This is a genomic window from Pseudoalteromonas sp. SG45-2, from assembly GCF_014164115.1.
Taxonomy (GTDB): Bacteria; Pseudomonadota; Gammaproteobacteria; order Enterobacterales; family Alteromonadaceae; genus Pseudoalteromonas; species Pseudoalteromonas distincta.
This window is the reverse complement of record NZ_JACJEO010000002.1, coordinates 40,068-60,835: the sequence shown is the minus strand read 5'-3', so window position 1 is coordinate 60,835 and position 20,768 is coordinate 40,068. Positions and strand designations below refer to the sequence as shown.

General features: G+C 39.1%; 12 protein-coding genes. 4 read left to right on the top strand and 8 right to left on the bottom strand.

What is annotated here, in order from left to right; all coding sequences use genetic code 11:
• Positions 1 to 136: 136 nt before the first annotated feature.
• The 8 genes from H5116_RS01485 to bcsR all read right to left on the bottom strand — a co-directional run bounded on the left by H5116_RS01485 (position 137) and on the right by bcsR (position 15,546).
• Positions 137 to 2,881 carry a metallophosphoesterase gene (locus H5116_RS01485; protein ID WP_182715396.1) on the bottom strand — a complete coding sequence of 915 codons (2,745 nt, stop codon included), beginning with the start codon at positions 2,879 to 2,881 and terminating at the stop codon, positions 137 to 139.
• 147 nt (positions 2,882 to 3,028) lie between these two features.
• The gene (locus tag H5116_RS01480) at positions 3,029 to 4,522 is read right to left on the bottom strand and encodes a peptide MFS transporter (RefSeq protein WP_182715395.1); all 1,494 of its coding nucleotides are present in this window, start codon (positions 4,520 to 4,522) and stop codon (positions 3,029 to 3,031) included.
• Between the two features lie 247 nt (positions 4,523 to 4,769).
• Entirely contained in the window at positions 4,770 to 8,588 is a 3,819-nt protein-coding gene (locus H5116_RS01475; protein WP_182715394.1) for a cellulose synthase subunit BcsC-related outer membrane protein, read from the bottom strand.
• Entirely contained in the window at positions 8,579 to 9,709 is a 1,131-nt protein-coding gene (gene bcsZ / locus H5116_RS01470; RefSeq protein ID WP_182715393.1) for a cellulose synthase complex periplasmic endoglucanase BcsZ, read from the bottom strand. The genes H5116_RS01475 and bcsZ overlap by 10 nt, the downstream gene beginning before the upstream one ends.
• Positions 9,709 to 11,955 (bottom strand): cellulose biosynthesis cyclic di-GMP-binding regulatory protein BcsB, encoded by a 2,247-nt coding sequence (gene bcsB / locus H5116_RS01465; RefSeq protein ID WP_182715392.1) that lies wholly within the window; start codon positions 11,953 to 11,955, stop codon positions 9,709 to 9,711. Before bcsB ends, bcsZ begins: the two co-directional genes overlap by 1 nt.
• Positions 11,948 to 14,620, bottom strand: coding sequence for a UDP-forming cellulose synthase catalytic subunit (bcsA, locus tag H5116_RS01460; RefSeq protein ID WP_182715391.1), 2,673 nt, complete (start codon positions 14,618 to 14,620; stop codon positions 11,948 to 11,950). Before bcsA ends, bcsB begins: the two co-directional genes overlap by 8 nt.
• A gap of 2 nt (positions 14,621 to 14,622) precedes the next feature.
• Positions 14,623 to 15,336, bottom strand: coding sequence for a cellulose biosynthesis protein BcsQ (bcsQ, locus tag H5116_RS01455; RefSeq protein WP_182693947.1), 714 nt, complete (start codon positions 15,334 to 15,336; stop codon positions 14,623 to 14,625).
• 15 nt (positions 15,337 to 15,351) lie between these two features.
• Positions 15,352 to 15,546, bottom strand: a complete 195-nt coding sequence (gene bcsR / locus H5116_RS01450; RefSeq protein ID WP_058429545.1) for a BcsR/BcsP family cellulose biosynthesis protein — start codon at positions 15,544 to 15,546, stop codon at positions 15,352 to 15,354.
• A gap of 114 nt (positions 15,547 to 15,660) precedes the next feature.
• On the opposite strand from bcsR, the gene bcsE reads away from it, so the two are divergent.
• The 4 genes from bcsE to tyrR all read left to right on the top strand — a co-directional run bounded on the left by bcsE (position 15,661) and on the right by tyrR (position 20,762).
• Entirely contained in the window at positions 15,661 to 17,277 is a 1,617-nt protein-coding gene (bcsE, locus tag H5116_RS01445) for a cellulose biosynthesis protein BcsE (RefSeq protein WP_182694360.1), read from the top strand.
• Positions 17,278 to 17,280: 3 nt separating this feature from the next.
• Positions 17,281 to 17,457 carry a hypothetical protein gene (locus H5116_RS01440; RefSeq protein WP_006791404.1) on the top strand — a complete coding sequence of 59 codons (177 nt, stop codon included), beginning with the start codon at positions 17,281 to 17,283 and terminating at the stop codon, positions 17,455 to 17,457.
• Positions 17,454 to 19,034: a cellulose biosynthesis protein BcsG gene (gene bcsG, locus H5116_RS01435; RefSeq protein WP_182715390.1), complete on the top strand. Its 1,581-nt coding sequence runs from the start codon at positions 17,454 to 17,456 to the stop codon at positions 19,032 to 19,034. The genes H5116_RS01440 and bcsG overlap by 4 nt, the downstream gene beginning before the upstream one ends.
• Before the next feature lie 171 nt (positions 19,035 to 19,205).
• The gene (gene tyrR, locus H5116_RS01430) at positions 19,206 to 20,762 is read left to right on the top strand and encodes a transcriptional regulator TyrR (protein WP_002958215.1); all 1,557 of its coding nucleotides are present in this window, start codon (positions 19,206 to 19,208) and stop codon (positions 20,760 to 20,762) included.
• Positions 20,763 to 20,768: the final 6 nt, after the last annotated feature.

Here is a 20,768-nt window from a genome sequence, read left to right as displayed (position 1 = left end):
AAAATTTTCACGCTGTAAAAGTAAACAGTTTTAGTGGCGGTTTTTTGATTAAGTTTATGAATTATAGTAATAAAAAAGAGAGTTTAAGTAGCTAAACTCTCTTTTTTGAAGTGGTATGAAATAGGGTTAAGTGTAATTAATTGTTTACATTTTTGGCGCGTTCACCAAAAAACTTGCTACGCTGTTGTAACCACAAGTTTGGTTTTATTTCAGGCGCAGCTTGGTAATGGCGTTCAATGGTTTGATTAAGTACGCGTGTTGCTTGCTCGTAAGTGAGTTTTTGCTGCGCATTACCTAAGCTTTTTATTTCGTCGCGGCTCATTGCACGGCCGGCATAAAGCATGGCATTTAAGTAGCCTGGCTCGGTTTCAAAGTTGTCATCATTAAACAGCAGCACTGCGTCTTTGAGTGCCCAGCGGTTGTTTATTTCTCCATCTTCCTTTACACCCACTAGTTCGCCATCTATGTACACTTCAAATACGCCATTGGTAGGTGCAGTATAAAATACTAAAGCGACACGATGCCAAGAGTCGGATTGTGTATTGCCAAAATAGCCGCTGTCGCTGGTTGATTTACCATAACCACCACTTGGGTCAATAAATATGTCGGCATCGTCGGTTAAGTAGTTAACGGTATCCGCTTGAACAACCGCACGGTAAATATCTTGGCCTTCTGCTGGCCAGTATAAATCCATTACAAGTGTGTAGTCTGAAACCATGCCATCAGCGGCATAATCGCCGTTAGCGGCTGTGTTTAAGTTAATATGTAGGCCTTCGGTTGGTGCATGCCTTGAAAATGCCATTACACCTGACGGCCCATCACTCAAATCACTAATGCCCAGTTCGGCAGTAGTTTTATATTGAGTTTCTTCTGGGCCCCAGTCTTTTTCTTCAGGATCGAAGTAACTGAGTACTGAAGGTCCAAAATCTGCTGTAAGTGGGCTTGCTGTATTATCAAAATTCCATACCGTTATGTTTTCTTCGTTTGTACATGAAAACAGTTGATTGTTGGTATCTAGGTATAAGCACTGGCTTGTTCTAAATCGGGCGTACTGATCTAGTAACCACCATGCTTCGGCAATGGGTTCTACGTTTGAAAATGTGACACCATTAAAAAATAATTCAGGGTTAAGCGCTGCGCCTTTAAATAAAGCGACATCATAATTGCTGGTTGCTTGAATGTTTTCGGGTGTGAGTAAAAACCAGTCAGGTTGGCTTGCATACATAGATGTTAAGTCTGTACCTGTTACTGTTACTTTATATATTGCGTTAAAACCGGGTGTATTTGAAGGCTGTCTTTCTACGTAAAATGCTTCGTGAAAATCTTCTTGTGTGAGCGTGCCGGGTGTCCAACGCTTTTGAACCAGTTCGGGGTTTAAAAGTGCAGCTGTGATTGAACTTTCGTGTTGCGCGGCTAATGCTGTTATTTCAGCTAACTCAATTGCACTAGGGTAGTTTTCTGAAATAGCTATTTCGGTTTGTGCATCAGGCGCGTAACGGCCCATAATTTCATCTATGGCTTGCTTTGTCGGTTCATCACGTTCAGTGATGGTTTCAGTGGCAATCGTTTGATAGTTCACAACAGGTGATGTTTTATCAGCTAAATTAAACTCAAGTGTTAAGTCGGTTATCCCTTTTGCATAAAAGTCAGGTTGAATAACAATGGCGCCATTTTCTAGTGTATCAAAGCTTTCGCCGCCATGGGTATGGCCCCCTAATACTAAATCAATACCTGCAACGTCAGTTGCCATATCTGTGTCTAGGCCTACTCCTAGATGGCTTAGCATTACCATGTAATCAACATCATCACGGTATTGGTTTACAATGCTTTGTGCGACTTGTTGCCACTCCCAGCTCATTTTAAACTGTTTAATAAAATCAGGGATCGGATCATCTTGAATAGGTTCATCTAGCTCATTCCATGGCACTGAGGTCATGCCAAACACACCAAGTGTAATACATCCTACTTGAACTTTTGCAAATCCTACGCCTTCAAAATCTTGTAGTTGCTCTGCTTCATAACGAGTATTACTAGCAAGTACGATTGCATTCTCGTCTTGGGAATAACTTAGTAATTTTTCAGGGCCCCAAGCATAATCATGATTTCCAACGACTCGTAGGTCAAACTGCATTGCTTTAATAGCTTCTTCTGTCGCGGTACCTTGTGATAATTGCTCAGCAACGGTGCCTTTTTCATAGTCGTCACCACCGTTTGTAAATAAGGTGTGCGGAGTTTGGCTTGCTACTTGGTTGTAGTAGGCTTTGATCCGGCTGAAATATTGCTCTTCATAGCCAAAGCGAGCATGTAAATCTGCAACGTGAACAAACCTTACCGATTGCTCTGTTGCATTAGCGTCGCAAGTTGGGCCGATATTTGCGAAAGCTTCATTGCGCTGCATTTGTATTGCATATGTGCCCAGTGTTGTTACTTGAGCGCTAACAAATCCATCTAAAACTATTGAATTTGTAACAGTATCCCAATTAGCGCCTGATAGTTTTGCGATAAACAGTTGTCCGCCTAATGCATAGTCATCAGGGATTTTTATTGTAATGGTAATAGGTTTTTCAAGAGTAAGCGTGGAGGGCGTAAGCGCATGTAAATCAGAAATTATATTTTGTTGTATATTCGTCTCATCTAATAATGTTTTCTCGTAGGTAAGCTCTACATCACTAGAAATAGCACTGGAAGGTGCATTAAATATAAAATTGCCTTCGTCTAATGTAGCCTCTAAACCATTAGCGCTTGATAGTGTTAATTTGCTAGGTTCAGGCTCAACAGGATCGTTTGGATTAACCGTCACTTCATCACCGCTACCACAGGCAGTTAGAATAAAGCTAAGAAATATAAATATAATAACACGTGATATCGTTAACGATTGCATCTACGGATGTCCCTGAGTCTATTCAATAACCAATCAGGATATAATATCAGTTAACGGGGGAAGGGCAAAGTTGAATAAAAAATTCCCCCATAGAAGCTATGGAGGAATTGTCTTAGGTTATATTGCTACATTTGAAATAAACAATAATTAAGAGACTTTCTCTTCTAAACCTTGTTTTTCCCATACTTTAGCTTTAAAAGTCATTAGTACTAAAACAACACCAACACCAATGCTAAATAATGCAATTTGTAAGTATAAGTTAGGAATTTCATCAACATTATTCGGATCGAAATTACCAGCAAGTAAACCTGCGATGATGTTACCGATTGAGTAAGTTAATACAAACACACCCATCATTTGGCCAGTGTAACGTTTAGGCGATAACTTACTTACAGCACTTAATGCTACAGGGCTTAAACAAAGCTCACCCACTGTATGTAAAAAGTACGTAGTAACAAGCCAGTAAGGCGCAACTTTTAAGCCTTCAGCTGCGTAATGAGCCGCCATAAACATAACTAAAAAGCCTGATGCCATGATAATTAAGCCAATTGCACATTTAACGCTGTAGCTAGGTGATACTAAGCTTTTAGATAAGTTAATCCAAAGCGCTGCAAAAAATGGCGATAAAGCAATAATAAACAGTGAGTTTAATGATTGAAACCACGTTGTAGGGATTTCAAAAGTACCAATAAGACGGTCAGTATAGTCGCGAGCAAATAAGTTTAATGATGAACCAGCTTGTTCAAAGCCAGACCAAAAACATGCAGATGCAATACATACTAAAAATAGTGCCCACATTCTTTGTTTTTCTGCATCTGTTAAATTACCTGTAAAGTAAATAACTCCAAAATAAACAAAAAAGATAATAGTAAATACAATGGCTGTGTAACCTGCAACTACAGTTGGATTAATAACAATAGCGCCGGCCATTGCAGCCGTAGTAACTGCAGCAGCTGCAATTACAAATGCAGCAATACCGCCCCATGCACGTGAAGTACCTTTAGAGCCTAATGGATTAGCCGGTAAAGCACTGTGCTTTGGTAAGTTATTAAGTGTGAGTTTGTACTGTACTAAACCAATGGCCATACCTACAGCTGCCGCACCAAATGCCCAGTGCCAGCCTACGTTCTCCATAAAGTAACCACATACGTAGTAACCTATTAAAGAACCCATGTTAATACCCATGTAATAAATAGCGTAACCGCCATCACGACGCTCATCAGCATCGCTATATAATTGGCCTACCATTGCACTGATATTTGGTTTTAGTAAACCAGTACCTGTTGCTACAAATATTAAGCCAACGAAGAAAGAATAATCATGTGGAATAGCCAAAATAATATGGCCAATCATAATAATTATGCCGCCATACCAAACTGCTTTTTGACCACCAAACAATCTATCAGCTAGCCACCCACCCGGTAAGCCTAAAAAGTATACTGCGCCTGTGTACAAACCATAGATTGCAGCAGCTGATGCAACAGTAAAGGCAAGGCCTTCTTCTTGTAAGCTTGCTGTCATGAATAATACGAGCATAGCTCGCATACCGTAATAACTCATTCGTTCCCACATTTCAGTGAAGAACAATGTCGAAAGTCCTTTAGGGTGGCCAAACCAACCACTATCTGGAGCTGAACTCATATTTACTTCCTAACTTTAAGAATTGTTGTAATGGCCTTATAATTTTTTGCTTTAGCTATCTTAATATTTAGTCATACTAAAATGCTCGACCATCAGTTTATTATTTGTAGCTAAGATAATGATTTGCTATATGGTAGTAACACCAGAAGGTAAGAGACACACCCTTATCCTAGTTACAATTGAGCACAAGTATACATACACCTCAAGGCGAGGGGAAGTACTGAGCGGTGTATCACCTTATGCTAAGTTAGAACTCAGCATAAGGGATAATAGGTGTACCCGGAAATTCGAGTGTCCCGTAAACAGGATTGAAGTAGTAACGGATATACAGTTGGCCAAAATTAGGTTCGTAAAAGTCAGAACGGTCAATAGCTAAATAACCACCAAAGAACCAATGTGGGGTTATTCTGTATTCAAAGCTGCCTTCTAAGTTGTACGATACGCCCGCACTTGTATCTGAATCAAAGGCCGGATCTACACCGGTTTCAAGTTGACGCGCAAAGGCCTCTGCTTGAAGGTCAGGATCATTAGGGAAAAAGTCGATTGCTTGCGTTTTAGTTTGTGAATACGACACGCCTGTTTTTACGCGGTATACAAAGTCATCACCCCATCGTGCATCGTAGGTTAAAGGAACCGATAACCCAATATAGTTCTGTGGGCTGTAGTAGCCGCCGTGGCCCCAGGTTTCTTCACTTAAATTAAATTTATAGGCCCAATGCAATAAACTTGCACCCACTGTAAATTCGCGGTCTTGATTACTTATCACACGATAATAGGTGCCGCCCATCAAGCGGTAGCGCTGGTTATCTTTTACGTTTTGACCTTTATACAATGTAAAGTCAGCACTAGACCAAAATCCCCAATTGCCGCCTAAATCATGAGAAACATTAGCGGTTAAACCGGTTGAGCGCACACCCCCCCAAATTTTACCTGTATTAACGTCTTCAAGACCTGCATAGGCGAGTACTGAGCTGGTTACTGGTCGTTTTTCTAATTCAAGGCTATAACCAAAGTCACCAAAGTCGTCCGAGTAATTAACACCCCACACAATGTCTTCGATTAAAAAGCCCAGTGGTGTTGTCCCAATATCTACGCGCCAGTTTTCGTTTTGCCAACCAATACCAATATCAACGCCATCTTGCTCAGGACTTACTTCGTCAATACCACAGGTAAATATACACAAAGCACCTTGACCGTATCGACTGCCAGCAAATTGCTCGTCAAATCGTGTTGTTTGAGCGCTAATACTTGTAGGATCTATTTTTACAAAGCCTTGCCCTTGCCAAAGCGGAAAGTACGCTTCAATAGGGACTAAACCAGCGCCCAATGTAGCCTCACTTTCAGTACTTACTTGTCCGCTAAAATTTACACCAACAGCAATGTAGGCTTGGTTTTTGTTTTGTTGGCTGAGTAGTTCTCGTTTGGCACCGTTTATATACCACTCGTCGTTTTCATTAATGCGCGAAAGTGATGCGTAGAGTTCTTTTTCATTTAGTTGACGATTAGGTGAAAGCGTTTGTGCGTACCACGTTTGTGCTTGCTCTGTTTCATTAAAATTAGCAGCAACTTGCGCGCCTAAATAACGAAGCTCTAAATCATTAGGTGCTTTTTGAATAAGCTGTTCAGCTAAGTAAAGGGCATCACCTGCGTAATTAAAATCGTTTAACGATTCCATAATTTGACGCTGAAAATAACTTTCTTGCGTTGTACTTTGTTCAATGGCGAGCTGTGTGACTTCTTTCGATTGGAAATCATCACCAAGTGCTCTATAGGCTTTGGATATTGCCATTAAAGCTTGAGGTTCAATTAACTGATTATTTTTTAGTTTTTGTTCGTATAAAATAATCGCTGATTGGTTTTGATCAAGTGCTAAGTTTGCATTTATTAGCGCAGTTGTTGTTGCTGATGAACTTGGGTATTTTTGATCAAGCTGATTTAGCTTCGCAATAAGATCACTGCCACTAAAATACTCAGAATAATAGGCATTTTGTAATTGCACAAACTGATCTATTTCACCCTCAGAGGCATTTTCAGGAAGCCGATATTGATTAAACCAATCCGTAGTCTGAGCTTTATTACCCTGTGCTAAAAGCCATTCTCCATACAACATATGCCAATAGGCTGATAATGAGGGGTCTTCAGCTAATGCGTCACGCATGAGTTTTAAAGCGTGGTTTTGTTCTTCTATGCTAAACCAGCTTCGTGCTAGCTCCGCTTTCATTGGTGGCGTTAAATTTTGTGCTTCTAACGCACTTAAGTGATAAATAGCAGCCGCTTTATTTTGAGAATTAATAAAACGTTCGCTTTGTGCTAAAGACTCATTAAGTTGTAACTGTTGTTCAAGAGATACAATGTCAGCATCGCGAGATTTAAATGGAATATACTGAAGCGTAGCAAGCGCACCTTGGTAATCATCTAAAGCGCGCAAAAACAGTGCATGGCTATACCTAAGCTGTGAATTTAGCGGAAATTGCCACAATACATTATTAAACAATGAGCGAGCTTTGTCGGTGAGTCCTTTTTGTTGATATATAAACGCTAAGTCGTAATATAACCAAGGCTCTTCTGGTGTTGCCTGAATAGCCTCTTTTAATATTTTTTCAGCCTCTTCTAACTCACCAGCTTCAGTTAGCTTTGTTGCCTTAGCTCTATACACGCTACTTAATGAGCTTAAATATGACGCTCTTAATATTTCTTTTTGTGAAAATGAAAGTCGATTAAAAAAAGAGGTGAGCGTTTTTTCACTTTGTTCAAGCTTTGCAATTTCAAGTAAGCCAAATACGGCGCCTTCGTTTAAAGGCTCGCTTTTAAGCACCACTTGGTAGGTAAGCGCAGCTTGTGAATATAGCCCTTGGGCAAATTGTAAGGTGCCACGATTTACCAATACGGTATTAGGTTCTTCTTCTAATGCGGCGGCTAAATCGAGTTTTAGTTTAGCAACTCTAAATTCACTGCTATCTATAGCGTCTCTTGCTTGGCGAATATACAGCCAAAACTTAGCTGTTTTAGCCATGCTTTTAAGGGTATTTCGCTCTGCAAAGTCGGCAGTGTATTTTTGTGCACGTGTAAAATAATTATAGGCTTTACCATTTTCACCTAGTTGTAGGTAAAGTATGCCTAAGCTGTTCATGATTTCGCCGTCAGTAGGGCGGCCTTTTAATGCTTTTAATAGAAGAGGTTCTGCTGCTTTTAACTTTTCTTGTTCGAGTAGATTATTGCCTTTTAACCAGAGCTGATAAGCCGGGTCGGCTAATAATTTTTGGCGTGCTTTTAATTGCTTTTTAAAGTCTTGATACTGTAACTCTCCCTTATTACTAAACGGGTAAAGTATAAAGTATTGCTGAAATTGCTTGTCAGTATTACTGTTTATTGGCATATTTTTTAATGCAGAGAGCCAAATACCTTCAACTTCATCACTAAAACCCGATGTCGATCCATACTTACTTAAAATACGCATTGCTGTTTTATCGCGTGGGTTACGTCTTAGCAAATGTCTGGCATAAGCAACTTCTATAGTGCCTAGGTTGTCATAGCGTTTTAATAATTGCTTGTAACCATTTTTAACCCCTTGCCATTGAGCGCTGTCTTGTGCATACCAGCCTAAATGCTCAAGCTCAAAGTTTAAAGTAGGATAAACATCATTAAATATTTTATTGTAAATTTGACGTGCTTGTTCATATCTGCCGGCACGAGCAAGCAGCTTTGCTTCTTGAATTACTGCCTTGTCTTTACCTTGAATACGAGACATAACCTTGAGTTTTTTTACGCAAGGTGTTTGTTGTGTTAGTTGGTTATCAAGCTTATTTAATAACAAGTTTGCCTGGTCTGTATTGCCATTCGTAAAGTCGTAATGTGCAAGCGCACATTGCGTTTCTATTCGCGTAGGGGCAATTGCAACCAATTTTTGCAGGCTATCTTCAACAAGTCTTTTGTTTTGTTGTGCTTCACCAATACTAATTTGGTTTAATAACCAATCAACCGATTGTGTATCAATATCATTTATTGTTGCGGCATTTAAATTAGTGCTTAGTGCCAATGTACAAGCTAAGGCCAACCTTAACGACATTCAGTGCTCCAAGTAGGTTGTAGCGTTCCATCAGCCGTTATTTTAAAGCGCTTGTTTACAGCACTTTCACCAAATAAATGCAATACACTGTCGTAATAACGTGTTTGCGTAAAAGACTTATCAATCATTAGCTTTTGCTGAATGGCCATTACTAGCTCATCATTACCTTGCTCTGCTAACAAAGGCAACAGGGCAGCGTTAAAGCCCAAAGGTCCTCTTTTTTCAGATTTACCTGATTGAGCGTACGTATTTAAAGGAACATAGCCGCGCTCTTCAATAGTATCCACAAATGGTGCAAACTGAGCAAGAAGCTCTTGTTTGTAGGGTGCATCTTTTGCCATCATACTTGCCCAAAGGTAAACACGAATTGCATTATAACTACCTAAATCTGTATTTTTTCTGTTGTAGTAAAAACCACGGTTTGAATCAAACATAACCCAATCAGGGCTAACGCCTTGCTGTGCGGTATCTAAAATTAGCTTAGCTGATCCTTCGTGCAGTTGGTGCCACGGTGAATGTGGATAAAGCTTTTTAAATTGCTGGTAAATAAATAACGGCGAGTAGCTAGGATTTAGCTTATAGCGCTCATTGTCAAACTCAAAACCGGCAGGTGCGGGGAGTAAAGACAGGCCAAGGCCCGTTATGTAGGCGGTTTCTTCTCTGATTATACGTTGAGCAAGCACTGCGGCTAAAATACTATAGCGGCGTTCATCCCATAAAATTGCCGCTTGCGATAAACTGTAGGCAATCCATAGGTCTGAATCTGACGCAGGGTTTGAATCTAAAATACCCCCTACGCGGTTTTTATCTAGTCCCCATTTCCATGCTGGTAAACGCGTACTTAAATCGCCCTCTGATAAATGCTCTTGGGTCCAATTTAAAACAGAATCAAAAGCGGCTTTATCGTTGGCAATAAGCGCAAAAAATAGTGCATATGATTGGCCTTCAGAGGTTGTGATACTTTGATCACTGCCCAAGTCAATAACGCGGCCGTTTTGGCTTATAAAATGATTTTTAAACACTTGCCACGACTGCCAAGGTTCGCACTGTTCAACTTGTGCGTTGGCATTGAAAGCAAATAGTGCCATCACAGTAAAAAACATATTAACGAGTGATTTCATTATTCGTCTCCTTCAGCTAAACGCTTGTAAGTTAGTGCTTGTAATAATCGCCATAAGATAAATGAGATCAGCAATAGCGTTAAAATAGACAGTAATGCCAAAATAAATGGATGATCAGATAAGTGAAACCACACTAATGTATAGACTGGGATATGGCCTACAAAGTATTGCTCATCTACTTGAATGGTTTTAATACCCTGTGAGTTGATAATGGCTGCACTACCTTTTACTTGAGCTAATTTTTCTGAGTTCATTAGAACATCGTCAAGTATAGTAAATGCATTTTGCGTCGTAGCACTCAACGAGACGATAGAGCGGTCTGAGTCAAACGGTGATTGAAACCCTGTTATAACAGCCATATCGCCACTACTTTTAATACTAACCTCTACTTTATCGGTCGTTTGTTCGTCGTATGCACCATTATAAATTGCTTGTTTAATTGCGCGCTGATTATTGTTAAGCAAAACATTTGTTTGTGCATCTTCATCTAAGTCATTAGCAATACTGTTAGGTTTAGCAATAACGAGTATGTCTTTATCATCTAAATCAGCGTCCTCATTTAAATGAGCAACACTCATTCTGTGGGTTGGGTAGCCGGTGATTGCGCCAAAGTGCCCCGTTAAGTTAAATAAAACGGTTAAAGCATTAGGTGTTGGGTTTTCATCAATAAGTACAAGTGTTTTTTGTAAATCAGCATATTTGGTAAAAGGAAAGCCACTATTAGCAAATACGTTCAGATCTGGTAATGCGATGTAGTGATCAAATTCACTTACGTCAATGCTTGAATCGCCATCAATAACACCAAACTCACCGCCAGGAGGTGCAACAGCACATTCGCCTTTTTTGAGTACGCCAAACCTAAAGTCAAAGTTAAGTTCATTTCTGTTAGCTAAATTAATGCCATTGACAGAAAAGCCTTCTGTACTTTGTGTGGTGTCAGTATTGGCAACTAGTGGCAACAACGCTTGTGTTGTTTGTAATAAATCGTTGTTTTCATCTAGTAAAAAACCACTTATAAATTCTTGGTTTATTAGCATATTTAAACGAGAGTCGATGGCTTCTGATTCTGGCGTGCTACGGTACTGAAGAGTAATAGGTATTCCTCTTTCACGCCACGTGAATAGATCAGGTGCAAAGCGAATGTTTAGTTTTACTGGACCATTATTAAGACCTTGCGCCTGTAGTTGCGTAGGGTAGTCAATAAGCTCGTCAAAATGCACTGGACGATCGCTTCTAAGCCAGCGTGGTGCATCATACGCTTTTCGAAGTGGCAACTGATTTATGGCTTCAATACTTGCGCTTCTTCCAGTCATTACTTTGTGGCCAAATGCAAGGCCAGTCACCGCTGTTTTTAAATCAGCTTCATCACGGCCCAATATCAGTAACATTTTATAATAACGATTAAATGGGTTTGAAATGATTTCAATCGTTGGTTTTTCAACATCTGGGTAATCTTTCAAAAAATCAGGTTTTGAATCATTAGTAATAAAAACCACACTGTGTTGATCAGGCGATTTATTTAACGTTACGGGAAAATTAAATCCACGCCAATCAGCTTGGGCTCCAAACCAACTCGATAGCGTTGCTGCTGCCTCAATAGCTTGGGTATTGGGTGTTTTAGCAAATACAAATGGAAGGTTAAGCTTGTTGTAATCCTTTTCATCAAAAAACGGCTCTGGGAGGTATTCTAAACGGCTATCGATAGCAAGCTGCTTTTGGTCGAGCGTTATGTTGCTTGATTTATTTATTTCTGTCCAAATAGTACGGCTGAAGTAGTCTTGACATCTAAGGTCGTAATAACCAACCAATTCAAAGCGGACTTGGTTGTAATCTTGAATGTATTTAGCGTTAAGATCGAGGCTATGCTGCACTGTGTTTTTTACAATACTAAGTTGTTCGTTAATAGGTAAAACAGTGACTAAATTATCATTAAAGTATACTTTTAAGTGCGAAACATTCGCGATTAATGAAGGCGAGTTAGTATACGAAAAGTTAAGCTTTAAATTGGTGCTCAATTTATCTATTCGGTTTGTAAAGTCAACGCGGGAGTTATTATTTACCCCGTTGAGCCTAAAACCTGTAAAGCCTAACGCTTCAAAATCTAAGCGTAAACTCGACACCTGAGCGCTCTCAGGGTATCCATTAATGAACATTGATTTATTTTGTAATGGCTCAATTGCATGCGCAAAATAAGCGCAACAAATAAGCGACAATGTTAGGGATATATTAAGCAACTTTTTAATCATAATTATTATGCACTATTGGTCTTTTTGGAGTAAATGAGTTTACGTATACAACTAAATTAGTCATAAACTGAATGATAGGTTGAAGCACTCTTGGTGCGTGGAAGAGCAAGTTACTAAACCCTCTGAGGCTTGTTTTTTGCACTTCTTTAAAACTGTAAGATGGGCGGTCATGTCTAAAGTTATTTTGCCAGTCAAGCCACGCATCAGCTCGTGAAAATGTACATTGTATAAACGCGCGCTGTTTTTCAAGAGATAAATCTTTAATGGTTAAGCCAATTTGATTACCCCGAGTATTACAAACATGGGTAGTAAACGAAAATTGCTTATTACCGCGGCTCATTAATAATTCTATTTTATCGTTTACACGACAAGCATGTGCATGGTCGGTTTCTATTCCTACGCCGTTATCGGAGTAATCTGTAATTTTTACTTTTAATGTGTGGCCATTTGCTAAACGAACTCCCGCTGGGAAGTTTGCTTTAATACGGTGTGAATGCCTCACTTGGCGTGCTTCTGCTGCCACGGCAACCGCAGCACCCAAAATGATAATATTATAAAGCGCCCACCCCATACTAATCAGCAGTACACCAACTTGCGTAGGGTCGCCAAAAAACAGGCGTAAAATACCAATTAACATACCTACTAAATTAATGGCGAGTAAAACCAAATATGGCTTAGAAATACCCCAGTCATAATGCTCTTTATCGTTTAAGCCACCTTTTTCGGTAACGTTAAATTTACCTTTGTTTGGATTAAACAAAGCAACTGTTGTTGGCTTTAATATGTACCAAGCAAGCACAGATTCGTAAACTTCGCCCCAAAACGAATAGCGATACTTACCTTGTATTCGTGAGTTAGTTGCTTTTATCTGAATAAGTGTAGGTACAACGTAGATAAAAATAGCTAAAAATGGCGCGTAAATAATGTATGCATTAAAGTATATAAGTGCCAGGGGCGCGGTTAAAAATACAATGCGCGGAATACCTGATAGAAAATGCAGCATAGCATTTAAGTAACAAAGTCGCTGAGGTATGTTCAAGCCTTTGCCTAACAGCGGGTTATCGAGCCTAAATATTTGCGCCATGCCCCGTGCCCAACGAATTCGCTGGCCAATATGAGCCGATAAACTGTCAGTGGCAAGGCCAGCAGCTTGAGGAATATTTATATAGGCAGTTTTATAACCTGCGCGTTGCATTCGCAGTGCAGTATGAGCATCCTCGGTGACGGTTTCAAAAGCAAAGCCACCTATTTCATCAAGCGCTTCTCTTTTGAGTACCGCACACGAACCACAAAAGAACGTAGCATCCCACATATCGTTTCCGTCTTGAATAAGCCCGTAAAACAACATGTTTTCATTTGGAATTTGACTGTGGTTATTTAAGTTTCTCTCAAATGGATCTGCTGAGAAAAAATGATGTGGTGTTTGTACTAAACACACTTTACTGTCTTTTAAAAACTGTCCCATAGTCATTTGCAAAAATGAACGAGCAGGTACGTGGTCGCAATCAAAAATGGCAATATAATCACCATCTGTGTAGCGCATAGCACTATTCATGTTACCGGCTTTTGCATGGTTATTATCTGGTCTTGTTAAATAACCTGCACCAACTTGTTTAGCAAATTCAGCAAACTCAGGGCGTTTACCATCATCTAAAATATAGACTTTTAGTTTATCTGCTGGCCAATCTATGCTTAAAGCGGCAAGGGTAGTCGGCCTTACAACACTTAAAGGCTCGTTGTAAGTAGGAATGTAAATATCTACCGTTGGCCATAAGTCAGTATTTTTTGGCAACATGACAGGTTTTCTTTCAAGTGGGTTAATAGTTTGAAAAAAACCTAAAATAAGTACCATCCATGCGTATGTTTCTGCTAGTAACAAGCCTGCACCTAATGTAAGTGCTAAAGGGTCATCCCAGTTAAGTGTTTCAGTGTATCGCCACCACAAGTATCGAGAAGATGTAGTGACAGATAAGGTGATCATTACAATCGTGGCCATATGGCCTTTTACGCGTTTGAGCGCGTAAGCAACCAGTAAAATAAAGCTAATAAACACCGCTTGCGCTTCAAGGCTAAAGGGAATAGTAACAAATATGGCAAGCAAGAATAATATCAGTGCAACAACGATGTATTTAATAAGTTTGTTCTGCCAAATACGAGCGTCGGCCATTGTTTTAAAAGCACTTTTTTTAGGCTTGTTGTTTTTGGAAAAAAGGCGCCTTATTAATCGGCCTAATTTAAGGTCGTACCAACGAAGTTGCCTTAGGCTGTAACTGACTCCATCATAAAAATAATTTACAGCATGCTTTTTTATAGACACTGATTTTCTTTTGGGTTTATGAACAGCAAAAAGCAAAAATATGCTCTGAATAACAAAGCGTATAATATTGGAATAGATATAAGTTCTGTATGGCAATCTTAAATGTGGATAATAGTTATATAACGCTAACTCAAAGTTTTCTTTGTTCTTTTTAATATTCACAAATAATGAACCGAACAAAGTTATGAAGGGCATTAAAAAGGCTTCAATTACATTTACTTTGTGCTGATTAAAGTAACTATGAAATTTAAATAAAATGTAACGCACAAGCTTATCAGTGAATAATATACTCAATAGAATATACAATGTACTGTGTATGGGCCTTTTGTAAAAAAGAGTAAAGCTCATCGTCAGTTCGCCGCCTTGCTTACAAGCCAACCGGCCAGTGTTTCAAAGTCATCGTTCGCTACACTGTATGGTGCGCAATTAAGGGCTACATTACGATTAGCTGTGGCCTCTTTAATAACTTCATCACTGTTGATAAAAAACGGCGCCATAAATGGCAATGTAGATTGCCAAAGAGAAAATAGATCAAATTCTAACACTGAGGCTGCGTTGTAACGATTAACGACAAAAAAGTGTTTCCAGCTTGACTCTACTGACTTAAGGGTTTGTAGGCGCTTGTATATGAGGCTATGACAAATTGCATCGCAAGTGACTAGCTCAATAACAATATCGTTTTCTTCTAACGGGTAGTGAGAAATATTAATGTGTGAAGGGCAGTCGAATAATATCCAAGCAGATTCTTTATAGTCCAGTTTTTTGCAATTGTTAATTGTGGCTATAATTTCATCTAGCGTTGCTTCGTTATCGCCATGGGGTAAAAAAAGAACGCCATCGCTGTCTTTACGAAAATGCAATAACGCATCGTCAAAAGTACTCTCGTTGCTCCAACCTTTTGTGGCTGTCCACTTAAGGCCAAAGTGCAAACCAAGGTCACTTTTAGCATCTAGGTCTATTGCAACCACATCAACATCAGATTTTTTCAAAACGCACGCTAAGTTTGCAACAACTGATGTGCTACCTATGCCGCCTTTGATACCTTTAATAAAAATCCTTTGCAATGGAGTTTACCTTTTTTATTTTTTTTCTTTAGATGTTTTTATTGCGTCATCAATTTCTTTCAATAGCGCATACTTGTTAATTGTTTTTTGATTTTTTTGTGTATTCATAATTTCTATGTAGTCGTCACTTTTCCCACCAAAACGGCGAGCTAGGTTTTCTATGTCACTTGATGTGAGTATTTGTGAGCTTTTTGTAGCTAAATTGTTCATCACAACCTTTGTAAGCGTAATATTTATTTTTATTAAAAGTGGACAATATTTGGCTATTATATATAGAATAGCGGGTAAAACTAGTAAAAAAGTATTTTTTTGAGGGCTTTTTAAGTGCATAACTTTAACATAACGGGTTTAGAGCCGGCTGCAAAAGAGTTAAAATCGGCTTCAAGTTATGCTGTTTTAGCGCCTTTAGACAATTTTGTAGTTGAATTTGCTTTACATGCAATTAACCAAAATTGCGCAAACGATATTTACATTGTTTCTCAAGACGTTGAATCTTTTTTTGAGTCGTCATTTTCTGCAGCAATTAATACTGCGTACAAACGTAGTAAAGTTCATCCATTTTCTCTCTCATCTGAGACACAGCATTACTCAATAGAGCGAATAAACAAAGGTATAATTAAAGAGATAGGCGCGTATAAAAAATTAAAAAATGCGCTAGTGTTTATTCACTTCAATACAGAGCTACTTAGTGCAGCAACCGAAGCTAGCACAAAAGCAATAATGAACGATTACAGTGAGTTTGCAAAAAAAACAGGGGTTACCTTATTATTTTTGTTATCTGGTCCAGAAGTAACACACTATCGATTTTTAATAAGGCAGCTTAATAAATCTTTTGATGGATTAATTTTTGTAGATAATGATTCCGCTACCCGCGTTTTAGAGTACGATTATTGGCATCACACTACGGGTGTATTTGCTGATATGCAGTTTCAACTTTCGCTTGAAGATAATCAGTTTTTGGTACAAGAGGGAACTGTAAACGATCTAAAAGTATTCAATGGCTCGCATTTTCCAGATGAGGACGATGTTTGGTTAGTGCAAAGCGCGGTACCAATAGGTACAAAATTGCCTACGCATTATTATACCGCAAAAGACAATAATGAGCTGTTTGACAAAGGCCCCAAATTAAAAGCGGCAACATTGGTGTTTGCTGTTACGCGTTACACAGATTTAGTACTGCTTGGTAAACAGTGCTTTGAACTCAGAAAAAGCTGCGGTCGTTGGTTGAAATTGGTAGTACAAAATGTTGATGGCGTTATTCGCCATCAAGATGAATGTTTATTTTTAACTTTAGGCGTTAACCTTATTTTGTATAGCTTTTCTGAACCTTCGCGATTATTATCTCAAATTCAATCTATTCAAGGGTTTCAATTTTCTAGACCGTTACCGCCATCTGTCGAGCACGTTCTGAAATATACTGAAAATACGTTTTCTAAAGGCTATTTACCTTTTGATGAATTTACGCGCCAAGTAGAGGTTCATAGTGACTCGGCTGTTAATCTGGGTGTTAGCGGCGTGTTGGTTAAGCTTGAGTTACTACCCCGCATAGAGCCCATTCACCCTTTACACTTGTTTCATATTAAGCGTGAAGGGGATGTATTTAGCCTTGCAAATAACACCGTGTATTTGTACTTGCATGCGTGTAGAGAGAACGACGTAAATAATGCAATTAAGCATTTATTCAAGCTACAAACGAGTGACTTTTTTGTGCAGCAAAATGTTATTTCAGATCATTTTCATATACAGCAAGAATGTAAGCAATTAAGGCGGCTTTATAGCGGTAAACATGTTACTGATTATTCTAAACAGTTAACAGAGAATGATAGCTATAAGTTTGAACCCGGTGTGTCAAAAGGGATTACTGAGTCGTTAGACACACCTGAGTTTACAAATGATGCGCGCCCCGATGCTGTGTCATTTGTAATGAGATTAAAGGCTTAACCAATGAGTATTAATCAGCTTTTTATTACCGTTATTTTGGCAATTATAGTCGGTATTGTGCTTTGTATGTCGGCAACTCAAATATTGGCCAGAGTAAAAACATATTATTACAAGCTTACTTTTAAACACGAAGTACTTGAACCTTATACACCGAATAAAAAAAAGAAGGATGAGCAGTGAAATTATCAGGTTTAGGAGCGTGGAATCTTTATTTCTTAGCTAAATTTGCCTTGTTTTATTACGGCGCAATTGATTTTAATGTATTAACCAATGCTGCCCTTGCAGCACTTTTAGCAATCAAATTTAATAAATCGACTTTTGAAAAGTTAAAACATGTACTTGGTGGTATTTTTGCGATTATCATACTTTACCAAGACTCTTGGTTGCCGCCAATAAATAGGCTGACAAAGCAAGCTGGTAATGTTCAAGATTTCAGCTTTGGTTATTTTTTTGAACTTTTAGCACGTGTAATCAGTGTAGATATGCTATTGGCATTATTCGTTATTACCGTGTGTTTTTGGTATACATCTCAGTGGTTACGTTTTACAACAATTACAATTGTTGGGCTGCTTTTGATTGGATGGCAAGGAGAGGGTGAACAACCAGGCACAGTAGTAAATGCCAAATCTACAAATACAACAATTAGAAATGAGCCTACTAATCAAGCACAATTCATTACTCGCGAAAGCCAAACGCCTGATCAAAAATTGTCAGACTTTTATCAACAACAAAGCCATTTAATTAGCCATTTTCCTTCGCAAGTTAATGGCGAACTGTTCGATGTCATCGTTTTAAATATTTGTTCAATGGCGATTGATGATTTGAACGCTATTGGCGTTAGTGTTGAAGACATGTTTAATGATTTTGATGTGGTGTTTTCAGATTTTAACTCAGCAACATCATACAGTGGGCCTGCAGCTATAAGGCTTTTACGCGCAAGTTGTGGGCAAACAAGCCAAACGGCTTTATTTAGTGATGCACCAGAGCAATGTTATCTATTTAAAAACTTAGAAAAATTAGGGTATCAAAGCAGCGTTGTGATGAACCACGATGGCCACTTCGATGACTTTAAAGGTTTGGTTAATCGCTTTGGTGGCCTAAACGATAAACCACTTAATATTGATTCGCTTCCAGTAGCGCAATACGGTTTTGACGACAGTCCTATTTATTCTGACGGTGCAGTGCTAGATAGTTGGCTTAAAAATGAAGCGCAAGATTGTGAGCCGTGTGCAATGTATTACAACACAACAAGCCTTCACGATGGTAACCAGCTGGCCAATAAAAAACGCATGAACAGCCTTGAAAGTTACCCAATCAGGCACGCTAATTTATTATCTGATATTAATCGTTTTATTCAAAACCTTGAAAAGCGCGGCCGTAATGTCATGTTAATGGTAGTACCCGAACATGGTGCAGCATTAAAAGGTGACAAGGTACAGTTTGCTGGCCTTCGTGAAATACCAAGCCCTACTATTGTATCTGTACCAGCTGCTATAAAATTTATTGGCCCAGACGTTAAAAGTTATTCGCAAATTATGATTAACGAATCGACTAGTTACTTTGCCTTATCTGAAATTGTTGCAAAAACACTTGAGACAAATGTTTTTGGGGGTAATAACAGCATTGCCAATTTAGTTGAAAACTTGCCAAAAGCACCAAAAGTTGCTGAAAATGCCGGCACAATCATGATGTATGTTAATAAACGACCTTACATACAACTTGATGGCGAAGAATGGTCTGCTTACCCTCAAGGTTAAAAGTAATTTAGCTACGCAGCAGGCTAGCTCTGCTGTGTAGCGTGTTTATGTTGTTATTCTTATGTGTTAATTAAAACGCAGACTTGTCCAAAAATGTTTACAATAAGCTACCTTATCAAAGCGACTTAGCGTATTATTCGGCTAATTTAGTTTTTCCTGCTTTGAGGATGTATGCGTCTAGATATTCACTGTGCTGATAGGATCGGTATAGCCCAAGAAATCCTTAATATTTTAGTTAACTACAGTGTTGATTTAAAAGGTATTGAGGTCGATTCTGTCAATTGCCGTATGTATGTGAGCTTTCCAGAAATAGAGTTTGAGCAGTTTCAAAAGATTATGCCATCGATACGTTTAATCGACGGCGTACATGACGTGCGTACCACTGCGTTTTTACCATCTGAGCGTGAACACAACGAATTAAATACTTTGCTACGTGCATTGCCTGATGGTGTTATCTCTATTGATGCTAAAGGTTGGGTACGCTTATGCAACGATGCAGCATGTAAGGACTTACAGTTAATTGAAAAAGAAGTTATTGGTGCAAATATTAATAACTTACTTAAAGGGTTTAACTTTACGCGTTGGCTAGAAGGTAAAGAAGTGCTTGGGCAAACCACGCGCGTTGAAGTGGCGGGTGAAGATTTTATTGCAGACATTTTACCAATTGCCGTGCCACAAGGCAGTGAAGGCGATGTTTTAGCGGGTGCGGTTATTAACATTAAATCGCAAAGCCGCTTAGGGCAGCAGGTCAGTGCATTTAGACGCTACGGGCAAGAAAGCTTTGCTACTATTCATAACTTTAGTACGGCAATGCGCCGAGTTGTGCGCGAAGCACGCAAAATGGCGCAACTAGAAGCCCCTATTTTGATTACTGGCGAAACTGGCACTGGTAAAGAGTTATTAGCTCGCGCGTGTCATTACGCATCTAATCGCTCTGTTAAGCCTTTTATTGCGCTATCGTGTGCTTCACTTCCTGATGATGTTGCTGAGTCTGAATTATTTGGTTATGCCGGGTACGAAGAAAACGCAGCGCCAAAGCGTGGTGTATTAGAGCAAGCTGATGGTGGAACTGTATTTTTAGATGAAGTTGGCGAAATGTCGACTCAACTACAAACTAAGTTACTGCGTTTTTTACAAGATGGTACGTTTAGAAAAGTAGGCGATGAGAACGAAGTTAAAGTAAATGTTCGTATTGTAGCTGCTACTCAAAAAGACTTACCTGCAATGGTACAAGAAGGGGTTTTTAGAGAAGACTTATATTACCGTATAAACGTGCTTACTTTAGAAATAGCGCCACTAAGAGATAGAAAAGCAGATGTAGGACCACTTGCAGAGCATTTTATTCAAAAATATGCGCAACAAAATGGTCATGCAATTCCTGTTTTATCACAAGAGTGTTTAAGCTTTTTACAAGAGTATCCCTGGCCTGGAAATGTACGTCAGCTGGAAAATGCAATTTACCGTGCAGTGTCGTTACTAGATGATAGCGAGCTTCGCGTAGAGCATTTACAGTTACCAACTTTTACTCATGATTTAGGGTATTTAGAGTCTGATTTTGAAGGCTCACTAGATCAAGCTGTTAAACGTTTTGAAGCGACTTTACTTCGCAAACTCTACCCTGCTTACCCAAGCTCACGTCAGTTAGCTAAGCGATTGGGCCTAAGTCACACCGCTGTAGCTAATAAGTTACGTGATTACGGGATTAATCGAAAAACAGTAAAAGTGTAATTGACT